The organism is Leptothoe sp. EHU-05/26/07-4, from assembly GCF_043421015.1.
Classification (GTDB): Bacteria; Cyanobacteriota; Cyanobacteriia; order Phormidesmidales; family Phormidesmidaceae; genus Leptothoe; species Leptothoe turfae.
Genome location: NZ_JAXSQV010000011.1, coordinates 157,935 through 175,987, shown reverse-complemented (window position 1 = coordinate 175,987; position 18,053 = coordinate 157,935). Strand labels below are relative to the sequence as shown.

The window sequence follows — 18,053 nt, the reverse complement described above, 5'->3', positions numbered from 1 at the left end:
TTAGGTCAGATGAGAATGCAGTATGCAACTCTGAAAAACAAACCTCGTACGCTTCGTAACTTAACGGGGTTCAACCCATCTGAGTCTGAGGCATTGCTGCCGAGTTTTGGTGTAGCCTGGGAGCATTTTGTGTCAGAGACGTTCAAACGAGAAGGTCGCAAGCGTGCCTACGGAGCCGGTCGCAAAGCCCATCTGAAACAGCTAGACGATAAGTTACTCTTCATCTTGGTATACTTCCGGATATACCCGACCCAGGAAGTCCACGGGTACTTGTTTGGCATGAGTCAAGGACAGCGAATGAATGGATTCATCGGCTTACAGGGGTGCTTAACGAGGCGTTAGGCGAAGAGCAACAGTTGCCAGAACGACGACCGGTGAATCTGGAAACCGTGTTGTCAAATTGCCCAAGCTTAGAGTTCATGATTGATGGGACTGAACGCCGGATTAACCGTCCCAAGGATAAGGACAAACAGAAAGACGACTATAGCGGCAAGAAGAAACCCCATAGTGTCACCAACGTCATCATTAATGAGCGCGAAGGCAAGGTAGTTTACTTGAGTGGGACCTACGAAGGTAAGAAAAACGACAAGAAGATAGCCGATGAAGAAGGCTACCAGTTTCCAAAGGGGAGCAAGCTCCTTCAAGACACGGGATTTCAGGGGTATCGCCCCGAGGGGGTGATTATTGTTCAACCGAAGAAGAAGCCTCGAAACGGAGAATTCACGGAGGTCGAGAACGTGATCAATCGAGGTATATCGAGTCTTCGAGTGGAAGTCGAACATCATATTGGGGGGATCAAACGGTGTCAGATTTTGGTGCAAAAATTCCGTAATCGGGTTGAGGAATTTGTAGATGATGTGATGGAAACAGTGTAGTGACCCCCAAAATGATACTGTTGGCGAATCCATAGAAAGCTAATAAAAGCCTTACAATAAGGGGGTTTAAGTCGATTTTAAGGCGAGGATAGTAGAGTCTACTCACAAGAGGTATGCACCATGTGCCTCCATCCTGCCCTAATTCCTCCTGTCCCCGCAGAAACGGCGCGTGTTGCCCATGCTGCTTTTAGGAAAGGGAATATCTACCTCAAATTGCGAGAGGAATTGGGTGTGCTGTACAAAGACGAAGACTTCTCAGAGTTGTACGCCCATCAAGGTCGTCCAGGCGAAAGCCCTTGGAGGTTAGCCTTGATTACGCTCATGCAATTCATCGAGAATCTTTCAGATCGCCAAGCAGCAGACTCAGTAAGAAGTCGAATAGATTGGAAATATCTCCTCAGTTTACCGCTAGACGATAGTGGATTTGACTTTTCAGTTTTAAGCGAATTCCGAGGTCGATTGCTCACAGGCGCTAAGAGTGAGCAACTGCTAGGAAAATTGCTGGAAAGTTGCCAGAGTCAAGGGTTAGTCAAAGCCAGAGGCAAGCAGCGAACGGACTCAACGCATGTGTTGGGTGCAATCCGTGATATGAATCGCTGTGAATGTGTGGGAGAAACCTTGCGACATGCCCTCAATGAGCTGTCAATGGTCGCTCCAGAGTGGGTGCGAACAGTTATCAGTCAAGATTGGTATGAACGATACGGCATACGGATTGAGCTATCCAAGCTACCCAAGGACAAAAAGCGTGAGGAATGGATGCAGCAAGTGGGGTGTGATGGGCATCATTTGTTGGCCCAAATTTATGAAGGAGAGGAGGAGAGCATCCAGTCACTCAGGGAACTGTCTTCCGTTGAGACACTGCGTCAGGTATGGATTCAGCAATTTTATCTAGCAGACAATCAAGTCAGACTTCGCACGCCCCGCGACCAGCCACCCAACAAACAAGTGATTGAATCTCCCTATGATATTGAGGCTAGAAATCGGACAAAACGGACAACACACTGGGTAGGGTATTGCGTTAACTTGACTGAAACGTGTGATGACGAGCGGCCCAATCTGATCACCCATGTTGAAACGGTTCCAGCCACATCTATGGATGTAGAGGTGACGGAACGGGTTCATGACAAATTGGCTGAAAAGCAGCTACTTCCAGAAACTCATTATGTCGATACTGGCTATGTGAGTGCAGACGTCATGCTGAATTTGAAAGAGACGTATGGTGTTGAAATTGTCGGCCCCGTTTTGCCCGATACAAGCTGGCAAGCCAAGGAAGGGAAGGGCTTTGATTTACCCAATTTCAACATAAACTGGCAGCAGAAACAGGTTCAGTATCCTTAAGGGCATCAAACAAACAGTTGGTCAGAACAACTCAATCGTCATGGACAGTCGGTTGTTCACGTTCATTTCCCACGAAGATTTTGTACCCATTGCCCTGTTCGGGCTGACTGTACTCGGTCAAAAACCGCTCATGGACGAAGCCTCAATTTTCTAGCCCAACAGCAGCATATCACCCTACAAGCGGCTAGAGAGTATCAGAAAACAGAGGAATTTAAAGAGCGCTATTCTACCCGCGCTGGCGTTGAAGGGACAATCTCCCAAGGTGTCCGCTCCTTTGGTCTAAGGCGTTCTCGTTATATTGGCTTGGAGAAAACTCACTTGCAGCATGTCATCACAGCTATAGCCATGAATATTTCACGCTTGTGGGATTGGTGGCAAGGCATTCCCAAAGCCCAAACTCGTGTCTCTCACTTCGCTTCACTGGCTCCTGATAGCTAGAGCTGACATTCGCCAACAGTATCAATTAGGGGGTCACTTCAATTCAATCATTGCCCTGCAACCTATACGCATGTCAGCATTCAGGTCAAACTACTTCAAGACTGTCAGGTTGCTTCTCCAAATATTTATTCCAATCTGATGTCAAAAATCAGCGAACTGAGCGCAGGTCTCTTGCCCTTGCTCTACTAGCCATTGAATCTGATCAGGCGGTAACTCAGCAAACACCGCCACCTGCTGAAGCATTTCGGTAAGAGTAGTCATAGGTTAATTCACTACAGACTATTTGCGATGAGACAGTATGTTCTCCAACGGTGCTTCGGTGGGCAATTCAGGGAGGGGAGACAAGTCACGGCAGGTATCTTTGAACTGACAGAAGAAGCCAACGATGACAATATAGAGCACAGGCACGACAAACAAACTCAGTACAGTGGAAACAATCATACCGCCGAATACAGCAGTGCCGAGAGATTGACGACTAGCAGAACCAGCTCCTGTGGCAATCACCAAAGGAAAAATGCCCAATAGGGTCGAAATAGCTGTCATGATAATGGGTCGCAATCTCTGTTGCGCAGCCTCGACAACAGCTTTGGCGATTGATAGTCCTTCGTCACGCAATTGGTTGGCAAATTCCACAATCAAAATCGCGTTTTTACTGGCCAAGCCAATCAGCATGACGAGCCCAACTTGACAGTAAACATCATTCGGTAAACCCCGTAACGAAACTGCCAACAGTGCTCCCAGCATAGCTAGCGGTACTGCAAGCAGAATAATCGCCGGATCAACAAAGTTTTCATACTGGGCAGCCAGGACAAGAAAGACAAAGATAATACCCAGGCCAAAAATAATCGGAGCCTGCCCACCCGATTCCAACTCTTCGAGGGAAATGCCTGACCATTCAAAGCCCATACTGTTAGGTAACACTTCGTTGGCGACTCGCTCCATGGCTGAGATCGCTTGGCCTGAACTATAGCCTGGAGCTGGAGAACCGTTAATTTCGATCGAGCGGTACAGATTGTAGTGGTTAATGGTTTGGGGACCAGTAGTCGGTGATATTGACACCAGTGTGTCTAGTGGAATCATCTGTCCTGTTTCCGACCGTACGTAGAGATTGCCAATGTCGTTGGGATTAGAGCGAAAGGCCGCATCGGCCTGAATATAGACTCGGTAGGTACGGCCAAAGGCATTGAAATCATTCACGTAGCGCGAGCCTAAGAAACTTTGCAGGGTGTTGAGAATCTCGTCGATGTTCACCTGCATAGCTTTGGCTAAGCTGCGGTCAATGTCCACTTCGAGCTGCGGCGCATTGGCCGTATATGTGGTGAAAACATTTTGCATTTCGGGGGCCGCATTCGCGGCGGCAACCAGTTCGTCCTTAGCTTGCAAGAAGATCTGCAGCTCGTTGTCACCCCGGTCTTGTAGTTGGAAAACAAAGCCACTGATGGCACCCAACCCCTGAATTGTAGGGGGGTTGAAAGCGATTACGTTGGCTTCTTTAATCTGGCCGAACTGGGGCCAAACCTGTCCCAATACTGCTTGAGCAGATTGATCGGGGCGGGGGCGATCACCCCAGGGAATTAAAGGTGAAAAGATGACTCCATTGTTGGGAATATTGCCGCTAAAGCCAAAACCACCGAGCGAAAACGTACCCTCAACTTCCGGAATTTCTAGATAAGTCTGGTCAACCTGATCAATAATGTCGCTGGTATAGTCCACTGAGGAGCCCTCTGGCCCCTGCACAAGGCTAATCACAAAACCCTGATCTTCTTCTGGCAAAAACGCCGTGGGCACTGAGTTATAAAGCCAAACAGCAGCTCCCAAGGCAGCGACAAACAAGAGTAGTACCGTTGTCTTTAGATGTACAAGGCGACCAAGGCTCGCTTGATAGGTCCACCGCATCGCGTCAATGCCCCGATTAACCCAGCCAAAAAAGCGACCTAGCCAGCCACCGGGCTGTTGCCCCGCCCGAATCAGCAACGCTGAGAGCGCAGGCGTCAGACTCAGGGCATTGAAAGTAGAAATGGTGATAGCAAAGGCAATGGTCAGCGCAAATTGGCGATAGAGTTGGCCCGTTGTTCCGGGGAAAAAGGCGACAGGGATAAACACTGCCAACAACACCAAAGACGTCGCAATCACTGCACCGGTCAGTTCCCGCATGGCTTCGATCGCTGCCAGGTGGGGCCGCATGCCCTTTTCTTGGATCTTTCCAGCAATGTCTTCGACCACCACGATCGCGTCATCTACCACCATACCCGTCGCCAAAATCAAGCCAAATAGAGTCAAACTATTGATGGAAAAATTGAACGCCTTGATGAAGGCAAAGGTGCCAATCAGCGCCACTGGAATCACCACTGCTGGGACAATCGTGGCCCGCCAGTTTTGCAAGAATAAAAAGAGTACAAGAACGACGAGGGCGATGGCTTGTGCCAACGTATTGACCACTTCTTTTCGGGACTCAACAACAAATAAAGAAGGGTCATACGGTACGGAGTAAGTCAAACCTGGCGGGAAGTTTTCAGACAGCTCTGCCAATGTGGCCTTCACCGAGTTTGCCGCGTCTAAAGCATTGGTTCCGGGTGTTTGCAAAATCCGATAGCCGATAGCCCCTTGCCGTCGATAGCGAGCAAAGGTATTGTAGCTTTCAGCTCCGAGTTCCGCCCGGCCCACGTCTCGCAAATAAACCAGCGTGCCATCAGCTTCGGTTTTGAGGACTACATTCTCAAACTCAGATGCCTCTGCCAATCGACCTTGCGATCGCAAGGTGAGTTGATAACTCAGCCCTTCATTTGTTGGGGGTTGACCAATGCTACCCGCCCCCACCTGTAGGTTTTGCTCCTCAATGACACTGACCAAATCCTCAGTAGTGATGCCCCGTGCTGCCATCCGGGCCGGGTCAAGCCACAGTCGCATGGCGTAGCGGCGTTCGCCAAAGGGTTCTATCTGGGCCACCCCCTCAATGCGCCGCAAGGCATCCAACACATACAAATCGGCATAGTTACTGATGAAGTTGTCATCATACAGCCCCTCCTCTTCGCTATAGATGGTCATCCCGACCACCACACTACTGGACTGCTTTCGCACGGTTACCCCAGTACGCTGCAACTCTTGCGGTAGCTGTGGCGTCACAATCGATACTCGATTCAGCACATCCACCGCCGCGATATCGAGGTTGTACCCCTGGCGAAAGGTAACCGTGATAGAACTAGTGCCGTCGTCGCTACTAATAGAGTTCATGTAGCGCATGCCATTGACACCGTTAATCTCCCGTTCCAAAACAGTGGTCACCGTTTCTTCCACAACTTCGGAGCTGGCCCCAATGTAGTTGGCACTGACAACCACCTGCACTGGGCTGATGTCGGGATACTGTTCTACGGGCAGGGTCGGAATGACAATCGCCCCCACCATAAAAATGATGATGGATAGCACCATTGTTAGAACCGGTCGGCGAATAAAGGTTTCGACAAACATATGAACAAAGAGTCCTCAAAACGCACACATCATCAGTCGATTGAGAAAATAGTTCGTCATCCGAGAGCCATAGGGTGAATTCCACCAACGGGAGGGATGGCAACCTTTAGGGGCAGTGAGAGAAAAATCTAGTTCATCGCATTTGCGCCAGCGATTGCCCTCCGGATTTTGTTCACTCACGCCATCGCGCCACCCCAAAGTCGCGCCCCACCGCTCGATCAGCTTGGTATTTTCGCCAATGGTGGTATCCAGCGTGCCGCCAATCTGCTGATAGATTTGCACCTGAGGGCTGAAGCCAAAGTGGCCATTACTGTAGGTTGTCCAGAGGCGATCGATGACGGCCAACTCACCACAAGATAAACTGCGCAGTTTTAGGGGACTTAAATCTTCCAAGTCAGAAACGCCAGCGATATCGGTAATCATTTTGATCGTTTCTTTATCGGCGGCAAACCATTCCTGGTTGGTGAGTTGCTGGTGCAGCGTTTCATAGCGATAAAGATCACCCACTACTATCAGGCGACGTTCCAACTGTTGCATTTGCTGGGGCAACGCCGATAGCTTGCCGACTTCTTCTCGGAGAACCGCAAGTTCGCTCATTATTTGCTGAATGGCGACCAGTTCGGAACTCGAAGACATGGCAGAAACAGGAGTCGTTTCAGGGGATGGAGAAGCAGAAGGCGTCATGAAGAATAGCTCGTTAGAGAATTAAGTGAATCAGGTAAAAGAACTTTAAATTTCGAGTTTTGAATTTTGATTTTTTTAGCAGGCCAAGAACTACGAAAGCGTCGCAGAGAACTAAGAACAAAACCTCTTCTATTCACTGCCCCCATCGCCCTCATCGGAGATAACCGAAGCCCCATCAGACAGTCGTAAAATCCCGGCAGTAATAATGGTTTCGCCAGGATCTAGGCCACTAATAATCTGATATCGGTTGTTTTCGATCTCACCCAACTGTACCGGGCGCTGTAGAGCAACAAATTCGTCCCCGTTTTCTTCAGACGGTGCCATAACAAAAACAAAACTTTGGCCCCCAATGCGGGCAATGGATGTGGTCGGTACGAGAACACCAGGATTTTCTGACCAAATCACGTTGGCGCGGACAAACTGCTCGTCCCGTAGAAGACCATTCAGATTGGGAAAGCTGGCCTTCGCCAGCAGGGATTGAGCACTATCATCAACACGCTCAGAGACAAAGCTGATGCTGCCGATTACCAGCGGCTGACCACCAGACTGTATGCGCAGTTCTACTGGCAGACCGGTCAGGAGTTCGCGACTGTACTCTACTGGAATCGATAGGCGCAGTTCCATGGCCTGATTATTTGTCAGAGTCGTCACAGGCTCACCAGTGCTGACAAAGTCACCGACTTTGAGGGGCAAGTCACCGACCACGCCATCAATCGGGGCAACTATTTGATAGTCAGACAAATCTTCGTTCGCCACTTGAGCATTTGAAGTGGCTCGTTGCAGCACAGCTGTCGTTTCCTCAAGGTTGGCACGGGCGGCTTGAATGCGTCGTTCAGCAGCAGTTTGCACGGCGATCGCGGCATCTCGATTGCGAGCTACCTGATCGAGAGATTGCTGAGCCAGGGCTCCAGCGGTGACGAGTGCCTGGGTGCGCTCATATTCCGTATCTTGTAGAGTGCGATCGGCAATGGCGCTGTCGCGTTGGGCTTCTGCTTCCAAGATTTCTGCTTGGGCAGTATTACGAGCGGCGCGGGCGACTTCAATATCAGCCATCGCCCCACTGACTACCGCTTTAGGACGATCGGGGCTAAGCTGTAAAATCGGTGTCCCCGCCGTGACGCGGTCGCCCGCCGACACCAAGACCTGAGTAATTTTCCCTGAGACTTCTGGACGCAGGGTTACTCGTTCTTGCGCCTCTAGCGCTCCGATAAATTCAGATGCTGTTCTCACTGTTGCAGGCTGTACTGTCTGAGTCTCGACAGCGGTAGCTTGAGCCGCTATCGCTGTCGGGGGTTTACTTTGCTGAAACCGACTCCAGATGAGCCATCCACCCGTGAGACTAAGCACCCCCGCTAGCAGCCACAGCCACTTTCGCTGGTGTATTGGCTCTTGACTAAAAGCAGGGCTCTCTGTTGGGGGTATCGCAGTATTTGATTCCATAGTTCGGTTGGTTTAAACAACAGCAGACAATGGTTTACTCGGTCATCGACGCAGCAGGCGCTTTCAACATATACCCCACTCCCCTCACGGTTTGAATTAGGTCTTTGGCATCGCCCAGCTTTTGACGCAGCGATCTCACATACACCTGCACAATATTGTTCTCATCCATCAAGAGAGAACCAGACCAGACTTCATTTACAATTTGTTCATGGGTCATCACCTGTCGGAGATAGCTCATCAGATACTTCAGTAAGTCAAACTCTTTGTTAGTCAGCTCAATGGCGCGATCTCCAACATAGACTTCGCGAGATTGCGTATCCAATTGCAAATCCTGCGTTACCAACAGTTCATCCTTTTGAGCCCAACTCACTCGCCACATCTTTGCCCTGACCCGCGCCAGAAATTCTTCCATCGCAAACGGAATCAGCAAATAGTCGTTAGCACAAACATTAAGACTCTCAACACGAGTTTCGTGATCGTGATGCCCCAGCAGCATAATCGGAATCGCATTGAAGAAAGCAAACAATCTACGGCAGGGCGCTAAGCCAACGTTATCAGCATCTGGCAACATCATGATGAGTAAATCAGGATAAAACTGCTGTACCTGAATAGGTTCTGGAATAGTCTCTCTCATCTGGCTCACTCGATAGCCTTGCTTACATAAGACCTTTTCTAAAGAAGCAGCCAGTGTCGCCTGAAGATTAATTAAAAGGATATGAGATTGCATATGACTCACTATTTTGAACGAGACCACTCTACTTTGGGAAGACTTTTGCGAATGTGATCGCTAACAAAAACAAACAATTTTCAATTACTGACTGGCGCACTTAATGGCAGTCCATAAACCTTGCGGGCTGTTATCACCGTCATATCGATGGCCGTTGATAAAGAAGGTGGGCGTACCATTCACGTCACTTTGAATACCGCTGGCAATATCTTTTTGAATGTGTGAAAGATGGGTGTGTTCAGCGACCTCCTGCTCAAAGCGATGAACATCTAACTTCAATCGATGGGCAAACGCAAATAGGGCTCCATTCCCCTGCTCTAAAGGATGCTCAAACAGATAGTCATGCATGGCCCAAAACTGGCCTTGGGCACCGGCAGCCTCGGCGACTTCGGCAGCATACTGAGCAAAAGGATGTAAGGGGACAACGGGAAAATGGCGGAACACAAAGCGTAGAGAAGTATACAACTTCGGATCAATGACCGCTAAGCGATCGCGAAAGATCTGAATTGCACCATGGGCCTGCTGACAACGAGGGCATTGATAGTCGCCATATTTCACCACCGTCATGACAGCAATTTGACTGCCTCGAATATGGTCTCGATCGCTGACGGGAGTTACTAGCAGCATCTGATTGATCTCCTCTCAACCTTATCGGAACCTAGCATTGCCCTACGAACTACTCGATAAGCCACAGTATATTGAAACTAAACCTGTGTCTCTATTAGTCAGAGCGTGGGTTTTTAACTAGGCCAAATGACCAATCTCAATACTGAACCTTTGGCTAGTTTCACCCATGGAGCTTTGACTAGATTGCACAACTGTCCTGTGCAAAATTGGTGGCGATGCCAAAGATCACTTGTACCTGCTCTAGGGTGGACATCACCTGTGCGGATCAGTGACCTTGAGATTGTCTCTCAGGCCGTCTCAGGATCGTGACCACCCAGTGACTGCAACTGTTTTTCAGGAGGTATATCCAAAAAATAGAGCCAATTTCCACCGAATTCCGTCGTTGAAGTCTCCTAGTTAGGACATGACGTTAGCTACAGAGACCCTGTTTGATAGCTAGGGTCGCAGCCTGTGTTCGATCGCGCACTTCTAGCTTGGTCAGAATGTTATTGACGTGAGCACGTACAGTACCTTCAGACACGATCAGACTCTGGCTAATCTCACGATTGCTTTGCCCCTGTACAATCAGATTCAAAACTTCAAGTTCACGCTTCGTCAAAGAAGGGCGAGTCAGGCGCTTCGCTAGCTTATTGGCAATATATGTCGGAATACACTGCTCTCCTCTGGCAACCTGCAAAATGCCCTCAATGATTTCCTCGGGTGGGGTATCTTTGAGCCAATAGGCCATGGCCCCTAGCTGTAACCCCCGATAGATATCTTCGTCCGTGTCATAGATTGTGAGCACAATAATTCGCGCTTTGGGAAACTCTGACCGAATCATGGCGACTGCTTCAATGCCCCTAATCTCTGGCATCTGGAGGTCAATCAAAGCCACATCGGGCTGATGCTGGCGATAGAGTGAGACTGCCTCGCGACCATTGCTGGCCTGAGCCACGACGGCAATCTGAGGATGACGACCGATAATTGCGGCGAGGCCATGCAGCACGACAGGATGGTCGTCGGCAATTAAAACACGGATCACAGCATCAGTCATAGAAGGCTCCGGCGGTGGCAATTGGGAGAGTGATCTGTACTATCGTACCTTGACCCAGCTGGCTGCTGAGATCCAGATGGGCCGCGATTTGCTGGGCTCGTTCTTGCATGGTAATGAGACCATAGCCAAAGTTGGGGAGAGTCGTATCAAAACCCTGACCATTGTCTTGAATCTGGAGCTGCACCTGGCGTGGCTCATAGGTAAAGTCAACGACCAGTTCAGTTGCCTGGGCATGGCGCAAACTATTGGTAATGGCTTCTTGGCTGATGCGGAGTAGATGCTCTTCCACATCAGGGGGCAAGCGATAGGGATTACCGTGCAGGTGATAAGTAGTCTGTAAGGGACTATTGCGAGTGAGCTGCTCCAACAAGCTATTGAGAGCTTGATCAAGCGTCGCCTGTTCTAGCAATTGTGGGCGCAGAGCCTGTACTGAACGCCGCGCTTCGCTCAGGGCCTGTCTTGCAAGCTGACGCGCTTGCGTGAAGTGGGTCTGTTTGTCGTGCAGATCAGTTGTGTACATGCTGTCAGCCGCTTGCAAATGTAAGACAATACCGCCGAGGGACTGGGCTAAGGTGTCATGAATGTCGCGGGCCAGTCGGTTGCGCTCGCCCAGAATTGCCGCCTGCTGTGCTTCATCGGCGAGACGAGTAAGTTGGATAGCCAGGGTCGCCTGGTGAGAGAGGGACTGGGCAATTTCTAACTCTTCAGATGTAAATTCGCTACGATTGGCAGAGAACATACAGATTAATCCCAGTGGCGTCTCGCCGGAACTGAGCAGAATGTTAATGCCCGAACGTAAATTTTCTTGTTCAGCCCAGTCAAACTGCCAGTCTGCGGTGCCTGGAAACATGTACTCATAGGCATTTTCGTGGTTAATCACCAGAGGGAACTTATTTTGGAGCAGAAACGCCCACGCGGTACTGCCAGCGACTGAGATGGGCTCAGCTAGCGGCCCGAACCGATGTAGATCTTGTTGAACATATATGCTTCCCCGTTCCACCCAATGGTGTAGATTTAGGGTCTGTTGGACTAGGTCAAAACGATACAGCGTTGCTACTTTGCCGTCAAACTGTTGAGAGATTTCGGTGAGAACATAACCCAAAAAGGCGTCTAGGTCAGGATTAGCCGCCAGTCTATCTAGGCTGTTTTTGAGCGCTTGATTGGTTTTTGCAAGTTCGGCAACGCGATCTTGCTGGCCCTGCAAAATAGCTTTTTGGGTGCGATCTCGCTCAATGGCGCTGCCGATACAGGCTGCAACAGTTTTCAAAACGGCTAGCTCCGCCGGATCACGGTGTTTCGCCTCACGGCAATCGTCGATGCCCAGATTGCCCCAATAGTGTCCTTCCAAAAAGATTGGCACAGTATAATACGCTTTCACACCGATCTCAGCCTGGCCAGAGCGGAACGGTTCAGGTAGTTCTTCTAATGAAAAGCTGGCGCTTCGGCCGCTACTAAAGAGTGTTAGCCATTCTTCAATCCCGGTATGGTCTCCCTGTTGGTAGATTGGATGTGAGCACTGAGAAACGGTAAAAGTAGACGTCCACTCGTTCAGAATTTGCCAGCCGACTTGAGATAAATTTGAACTTTGATTAAATGGCTCAATTTCAATAATGTTAACGCGATCGGTATCCAAGCTTTGACCAATGATTTGCAGGGCTGTGTCTACGGCATTGTCTAGGTTATTTGTACTCAGCAGCGCATTGGCCGCTTCAGCCGTGGCTTCTAGGATGCAATCGCGCGCTTGCAACTGCTCCAATGCCTGCCGTAGTTCAGCATTGAACCGTTCTAGCTCTTGGGCTCTTTCTTGCTCTGCTTGAAGAAGTGATTGCTGGGCTTGCCGTAGCTCTGTGATATCTATCTGAGTGCCCCAGTTACCGTAGACGTAGCCGTCACGTATATCTGGCACAATGTTATTAAGGAAATAATGAAGATTGCCTGTAGAGTCGATCTCTTCACTTTCGTAATTACGAATACGCCAATCGTTTTCAACCAAGGCTCTCATAAAGGCTAGTTTTTTTTCAGAGCCTTCAACATGGATGTCGGTTAGCCTAAGTCGCTGGAGAGATTCTATGCTGTCTAGTCCGTACATTTCCAGATAGGTAGTGTTGGCTTCTACTACATAGAAATGCTGGTACTGCCAGGCTACCTGTTCATCAACCGATAGGGAAAGGGGAACAGGCTTCTCAAACTCAGCTCGATAGATGCCCTCGCTACTCAGTTCAAACAGGGTGCGATAACGTTTCTCTGATTTTCGTAGTGCTTCGTCCTGCTGCTGTCGCTCAATTGCAGCAGCAATACTCTCTGCTGCAACCTGTAAGATGGCAATTTCCGCTTCGTCAAATAGGCTAGCATCCTGACAGTTATCAAAGCCAATATGCCCCCAGCAGTCTTCTGACAACATAATCGGCACAATCAGCATCGCAACGTTGTGGTGCGCCTCAAAAAACTCCCTCCAAGCCAATTCTTCCAACTCGGCCACCACAAAATTGACCGATTCCCCTCTCAATAGCGGTTGATGAAAGCTAGCGGGTATATCAATCTCAACACCTGGCGAAAACTCTGGTGATCCCTTCAACACACTGAGTATGCCTTCTCCATGCCATTCATTGAGCAATCGCACCCGAGACAGATGATCTGTGTTGCCCAACACTTCCTGCGTAATCGCACAGCGATCGCTCCCTACCGCTTCCCCTAGCAGACGGACAACGTCTGGCAAAACGGTGGTGTAGTCCTGAGATCGCAATAGCAAATTCGCTACTTGTGCCACGGTAGACAGCAGCTTAGCCCGTTCCTCAGCGGCATGATCTCGAGCTTCTGATTGACGGCCCCGTTCATAGCGCTGTCGTAGCTCCGTAAGTTCAGCGTCAAGTTGCTGGCATTGCGTCGTTAAGCGCTCATTTTCCCGTTGGAGATCAGCAATTGATGGGGGCATAATGGGCCTTGTAGATATCCAAAACCAGCTTAACTGACCATGTTTTGCATTCGCAGATCGGCCATTAGCGCTTTCATAAATGTGATGAATACCTGAACCTTGACAGACAGATAGCGCTTTTGTGGGTACACCACGGTAATCGGCTTCCCTTCAGCTTTGTACTCTGCCAGTAGCGGTTCCAGTAGTCCTGCAAGGCTTTGCCCACAATGTAGTCATGCGCCTGAATAATGCCTGCGCATGCGATCGCACTTTCTAACATCGCCCCGATACTATCAAACGCGAGGTTCCCGGTCACGGCATGCTCAAAAGGCTGACCGGATTGCTCGAACAACCACTCGAATCGCCGCCCCGACTGGGGATAGACAAAGTTAATACAGTTATGACTAGCCAGATCTGCCGGGGTTTCTGGGCGACCCTGCTGGGCCAAATAGTCCGGGGCGGCGCAGACTGTAAACGGCACCTTGGCCAGAGGATAGGCAATCAAGCGACTGTCAGGACTGCTCCCCACCCGCACGGATACATCAATGCCCTCTTCGTTGAGATCGATCATGAGATCGCTGAGAGACACTTTCACCTGTAGTTCGGGATACTGCATCACCCACTTCGCCAAGGCCGGAGCAATATGAATGCGTCCCAGGGCCGCTGACAAATCAACTCTGAGCACACCTCTGGGTACCGATCGAGTCTGAGATAAGGTTACCTCCAACTCTTCCAACTCCTCTAGAATTTGCAGCCCTCGTTCAAAATAGACCGCTCCATCCGGCGTTAGCGATAGACTCCGCGTTGTCCGCTGCAACAGGCACACGCCTAACCGTTCCTCCAGTCGCTGCACTGCTCGGCTTACCCTCGATGGCGACATGCCCAGCTGTCGAGCTGCCTCCGAAAAACTCAGCACCTGAGCGACTCGTACAAATAAAGTCAGGTCATTAAAGCGATCCATTGCAGCGGGGAAGGGGGACGAACGACTAACATTCAATTCATTAATGCAGATGGATTAAATTTAGGAGATGCAGCAAAACAGCGGGGATTAAACAAAGCTAAATCTCAGATTCAAAACTTAGTTGTAAACTGGTAATGCCAGCCGTCCAACACTGCAAAACAAAGAGCGGGCTAGAGTCACTGGTGAGATTGTTAAAGTTATCAGCCATATAACTGCTTTTACCGTTACGCGGCACACCTTAAAGGAGTATGTGAATGAAACGGGTTCTTCTTAGTAACCAGGAAACTGAAGGCGGTGCTACCGCAATTAGGTTTCTAGTTGAATCCCTATCACTTAAAGACATCTCAGCAGCATTTATAGCATCTCAGCCAGATATGGAGCGATACTTCTTCAACAAGGCGCGAGATGTCTACCAATCCATAGGGGTCAATCTTGATACTTACATTGATTTTGAAGATGGGTTTGATGAAACTCTAATGGATAGGGTATTCAGCAAACCGATTGTTCATCTATCCGGTGGCAACACCTATCGTTTTCTTCATTCACTGAAATCTCGCAGTTTAGGTAAAAAAATGATCGAGTTTGCTCAATCGGATGGTGTCTTTATTGGGGTGAGTGCGGGGGCAATGCTGCTTACACCAACGATAGAGTCCGCCACCCTTTGTGGTGATGTGAACCACATTGGACTTGGTGATTTCTCATCGCTTGGCTTAGTTAGCTTTATGTTTGCACCCCATGCAACAAAGCAGCAGGCAGAACTCCAGAGAGCACACAAGCTTGTGGCACAGCGGGGTCATGACATCTACTTGTGTAATGACGAGGAGGGTATAATCGTTCTTAACAATCAGGTTTATCTATTTGGCGAACCTATCTTGCTTCGAGCTAACAGTAACGCATAACATCCTGGTGTTTTTACTACACGGGGTGCTGCAGTTAGCTAGGCGAAGCTCCTCACGGAGCCCCGCCCACCTTCAGCACCCCATTTAGTGCTGTTTACCCAGGCTTTGCAAAATTTGCCAGTATCATCTGCTATCCCTGTTGTTTCCGGTATTCGCATCATGGCAACAACGGTTTTGGCTAATGTCTTTTTTTGTGAAACCCTGACCAGCATTCAAATTGTTGCATCTGGTGTCATCACAGACAGTCAGGTTTGTACAGCGGTTGCAGTCAATCGGGATAGCCCTCGGGGGAGCAGCTGGTTCTCGATTAGGCAATTGCCTTGGCTATGCTAGCTGCGGCAGTACGCTGTTGAACCAACTCGGTAAGCTCAAGCTACCGGAGTTTCAGACGCCCAAAGTGCTGGGTGTCGATGACGTTGCTGTCCGCAAAGGCCATAATTACGGCACGATTCTGGTTGATTTAGAAACACATCAGCCAATTGCTCTCCTTGCAGACCGTAAAGCAGAGACGTTAGTCGCCTGGCTAGAAGCGCATCCGGGCGTAGACGTGCTATCGCGTGACCGCTCCAAAACCTACAAACGTGCGATGACCGAAGGTGCCCCTGATGCCATCCAAGTCGCGGATCGCTTTCACTTGGTCAAGAACTTAAGTGAAACCTTAGAGAAAGCGTTTGGCAGCTACCGAAGTGAGCTAAACGCAGCTGAACAATCACAACATCAAGCCACTGTTGTCGAGGCCCCTGAAAAAACCGTCCTAGCTATCACCAAGCCAACCGCCACAGAAAAGTCGCAGCAACGAATACGGCAGAACCAACAACGAAAGATAGAACAACAGAAGACTATTAAAGCCTTGCGAGCGCAGGGATGGACTCAAACTGCTACTGCGCAGAAGGTTGGCGTCAGTCTCAAGACGGTTGAACGCTACAGCGGTTACCAGATTTTCCAGAACTACCCGCTCGTCGTCCCACGTTTGGACGGAGTGTACTCGACCCGTATAAGCAACAGCTTTTAGAGTGGTGGAATGCAGGCATCAGAGAGCCTAGCGTCTTGATAACATTACTCAAGCCCTGTGGGTTTGAAGGTTCACTTCGTACCCTGCAGCGCTATATCAGTGGATTGCGAGAAGCTCAAGGATTACCGCCCGTCAGGATTAAAGTCAATCAAGCGCTACCAAAAGTGGTTGATCCGCAGACACCACCCTTCACCCCACGTCAAGCCGCCTACTTAGTTGTGCTCAGACCAGAGAACCGGCAGGCAGAAGAGACTGAACTACTAGAAAAGTTAGTCAAGCAGCATGAAGACTTAGCACTGTTAGTTGAACTAGCTGATGAGTTCTTACAACTGCTGAGAAAACGGCAGGCAGCTTAAAGGGTGACAGCGTAGCTATAAAACATGTTCCATAAGGGACAGAGCGAGAAAACCACGTTGAAAATAGAGTCGTTTATTAGGTTTGAGAGCGATCAACTTCAAGGCCCAATCAACCCATATATCCATGGCAACTATCCACCGTTGCCCATACAAACCCAAGCTAAAATCACTGTGATAGGGAGCCTTGTTTGAGTGCTTTTTGATACATCCAGCGTACTCGTCTATCCGTAATGCTTGCATGCGTTGTCCGTGCATCGTAGCCAAGCTATAGGCGAGCACAATGACCACCACCAAGGCTAAAAAGCGACGGTCGTTCACCTTGGTATCCTCCAGATGATAGCCCCCGGTTTTGCAATCTTTGAAAAATTGTTCTATTCCCCAGCGACAACGGTAAATTTTTAAGGTTTGCTTGAGGGTGGGGAGATTTGTCAGGATATACCAGGGGTCTTTCGGACCCTGCTTGCGGTACTTACGTTTCCAATAAACAGCCAGATTAAAGGGACCTAATCCGTCTCCTTTGTTCCCTCTAATGCCGACATAAAATTGAGACATGCCTGGCTTGAATCCTTGGTCTTTGAGGACTTCGTACTCGTCACCAGGGTGTTGTTGGAAATGGAAGTCTTTTTTCTGACGTAAGGCAAAGTATACTCCCTGTTGGTCCAGCCATTCGGCCAATTTAGGACTATGAAATTCTCGGTCTCCTATCACCAACGTTGGGTAGTTTTTCAATACTTTCAGAGCAATTTTTAAGACTCGTTTTTGGGTCCTCAGATCACTGTTGCCTACATGGTCTAATAGCTCCCAATAGAGCGGTAATGCATGGGTACCCCATACCAGGGTCACCATAAACAGATTACGCCCTTTCCATTGCATTCGGTCTATCGCTATCAACCAATACCCATACTTCTGATGAGCTTTTTTTTAACCGACGACGCTGATCTCGATTGAGACAATGACCGGTTTGAGCTTGGCGAATCCAATATTTGATTAGCGGAAACCACAACACGGTAAGACTCAGACGAGGGAGGACTAAAAACCGCTGTAGGTTCCGTTTACGACTCGCATATTTGATCGGGTGAGGAAATAGACTGGCTAAGGTAGCGAGCGTGACTTGACGATGCGCTTGTATCAAAAGTAACACCAGCTCTAGCGTTAGATACTGCGGCTCGCTCAGATGCTTACGGCAGATGGTTGGGTATACTGAAGGCAACATTTTATTTTTTGTGGGGGATTCATAGTCCCCTATTTTTTTGCCTTCCTATTTTCTCAAATCATTGCCAAATATAG

The 18,053-nt window shown here is 49.3% G+C and carries 13 protein-coding genes and 2 pseudogenes; 6 read left to right on the top strand and 9 right to left on the bottom strand.

From position 1 onward, the window contains the following. Window positions 1–9: 9 nt before the first annotated feature. The 3 genes and pseudogenes from U2F10_RS36545 (at window position 10) to U2F10_RS36535 (ending at window position 2,651) form a co-directional block, all read left to right on the top strand. The gene (locus U2F10_RS36545) at window positions 10–342 is read left to right on the top strand and encodes a transposase family protein (protein WP_499874974.1); all 333 of its coding nucleotides are present in this window, start codon (window positions 10–12) and stop codon (window positions 340–342) included. Next, a complete protein-coding gene (locus U2F10_RS36540; protein ID WP_499874973.1) occupies window positions 324–875 on the top strand; it encodes a transposase family protein in 552 nt (183 codons plus the stop codon). The genes U2F10_RS36545 and U2F10_RS36540 overlap by 19 nt, the downstream gene beginning before the upstream one ends. Before the next feature lie 120 nt (window positions 876–995). Continuing rightward, window positions 996–2,651, top strand: a pseudogene (locus U2F10_RS36535) (IS1182 family transposase). 279 nt (window positions 2,652–2,930) lie between these two features. Here U2F10_RS36535 and U2F10_RS36530 read toward each other — a convergent pair. From U2F10_RS36530 to U2F10_RS36495, 8 genes are all read right to left on the bottom strand, one after another. Further along, entirely contained in the window at window positions 2,931–6,116 is a 3,186-nt protein-coding gene (locus U2F10_RS36530; RefSeq protein WP_499874972.1) for an efflux RND transporter permease subunit, read from the bottom strand. A gap of 15 nt (window positions 6,117–6,131) precedes the next feature. Beyond that, entirely contained in the window at window positions 6,132–6,800 is a 669-nt protein-coding gene (locus tag U2F10_RS36525; protein WP_499874971.1) for a GUN4 domain-containing protein, read from the bottom strand. A 129-nt stretch (window positions 6,801–6,929) separates the two neighbouring features. Beyond that, window positions 6,930–8,240, bottom strand: a complete 1,311-nt coding sequence (locus U2F10_RS36520; RefSeq protein ID WP_499874970.1) for an efflux RND transporter periplasmic adaptor subunit — start codon at window positions 8,238–8,240, stop codon at window positions 6,930–6,932. 34 nt (window positions 8,241–8,274) lie between these two features. Continuing rightward, on the bottom strand, window positions 8,275–8,967 hold the full coding sequence (locus U2F10_RS36515; protein WP_499874969.1) for a response regulator transcription factor: 693 nt from the start codon (window positions 8,965–8,967) through the stop codon (window positions 8,275–8,277). An 84-nt stretch (window positions 8,968–9,051) separates the two neighbouring features. Beyond that, complete coding sequence (locus U2F10_RS36510) at window positions 9,052–9,594, bottom strand: DsbA family protein (RefSeq protein ID WP_499874968.1); 543 nt, start codon at window positions 9,592–9,594, stop codon at window positions 9,052–9,054. Between the two features lie 409 nt (window positions 9,595–10,003). Continuing rightward, complete coding sequence (locus tag U2F10_RS36505) at window positions 10,004–10,627, bottom strand: response regulator (RefSeq protein ID WP_499874967.1); 624 nt, start codon at window positions 10,625–10,627, stop codon at window positions 10,004–10,006. After that, entirely contained in the window at window positions 10,620–13,559 is a 2,940-nt protein-coding gene (locus U2F10_RS36500; protein WP_499874966.1) for a GAF domain-containing protein, read from the bottom strand. Before U2F10_RS36500 ends, U2F10_RS36505 begins: the two co-directional genes overlap by 8 nt. A 73-nt stretch (window positions 13,560–13,632) precedes the next feature. Then, window positions 13,633–14,499: a LysR family transcriptional regulator gene (locus tag U2F10_RS36495; RefSeq protein ID WP_499874965.1), complete on the bottom strand. Its 867-nt coding sequence runs from the start codon at window positions 14,497–14,499 to the stop codon at window positions 13,633–13,635. Window positions 14,500–14,753: 254 nt separating this feature from the next. Between U2F10_RS36495 and U2F10_RS36490 the strand changes: the two genes are divergently transcribed. The 3 genes from U2F10_RS36490 (at window position 14,754) to U2F10_RS36480 (ending at window position 16,766) form a co-directional block, all read left to right on the top strand. Beyond that, a complete protein-coding gene (locus U2F10_RS36490; RefSeq protein WP_499874964.1) occupies window positions 14,754–15,398 on the top strand; it encodes a Type 1 glutamine amidotransferase-like domain-containing protein in 645 nt (214 codons plus the stop codon). 229 nt (window positions 15,399–15,627) lie between these two features. Continuing rightward, window positions 15,628–16,410, top strand: a complete 783-nt coding sequence (locus U2F10_RS36485) for a transposase (RefSeq protein WP_499874963.1) — start codon at window positions 15,628–15,630, stop codon at window positions 16,408–16,410. Window positions 16,411–16,445: 35 nt separating this feature from the next. Further along, window positions 16,446–16,766 carry a hypothetical protein gene (locus tag U2F10_RS36480; RefSeq protein ID WP_499874962.1) on the top strand — a complete coding sequence of 107 codons (321 nt, stop codon included), beginning with the start codon at window positions 16,446–16,448 and terminating at the stop codon, window positions 16,764–16,766. A gap of 15 nt (window positions 16,767–16,781) precedes the next feature. On the opposite strand, the pseudogene U2F10_RS36475 reads toward U2F10_RS36480, so the two are convergent. After that, window positions 16,782–17,979 (bottom strand): annotated as a pseudogene (locus U2F10_RS36475) (IS4 family transposase). Window positions 17,980–18,053: the final 74 nt, after the last annotated feature.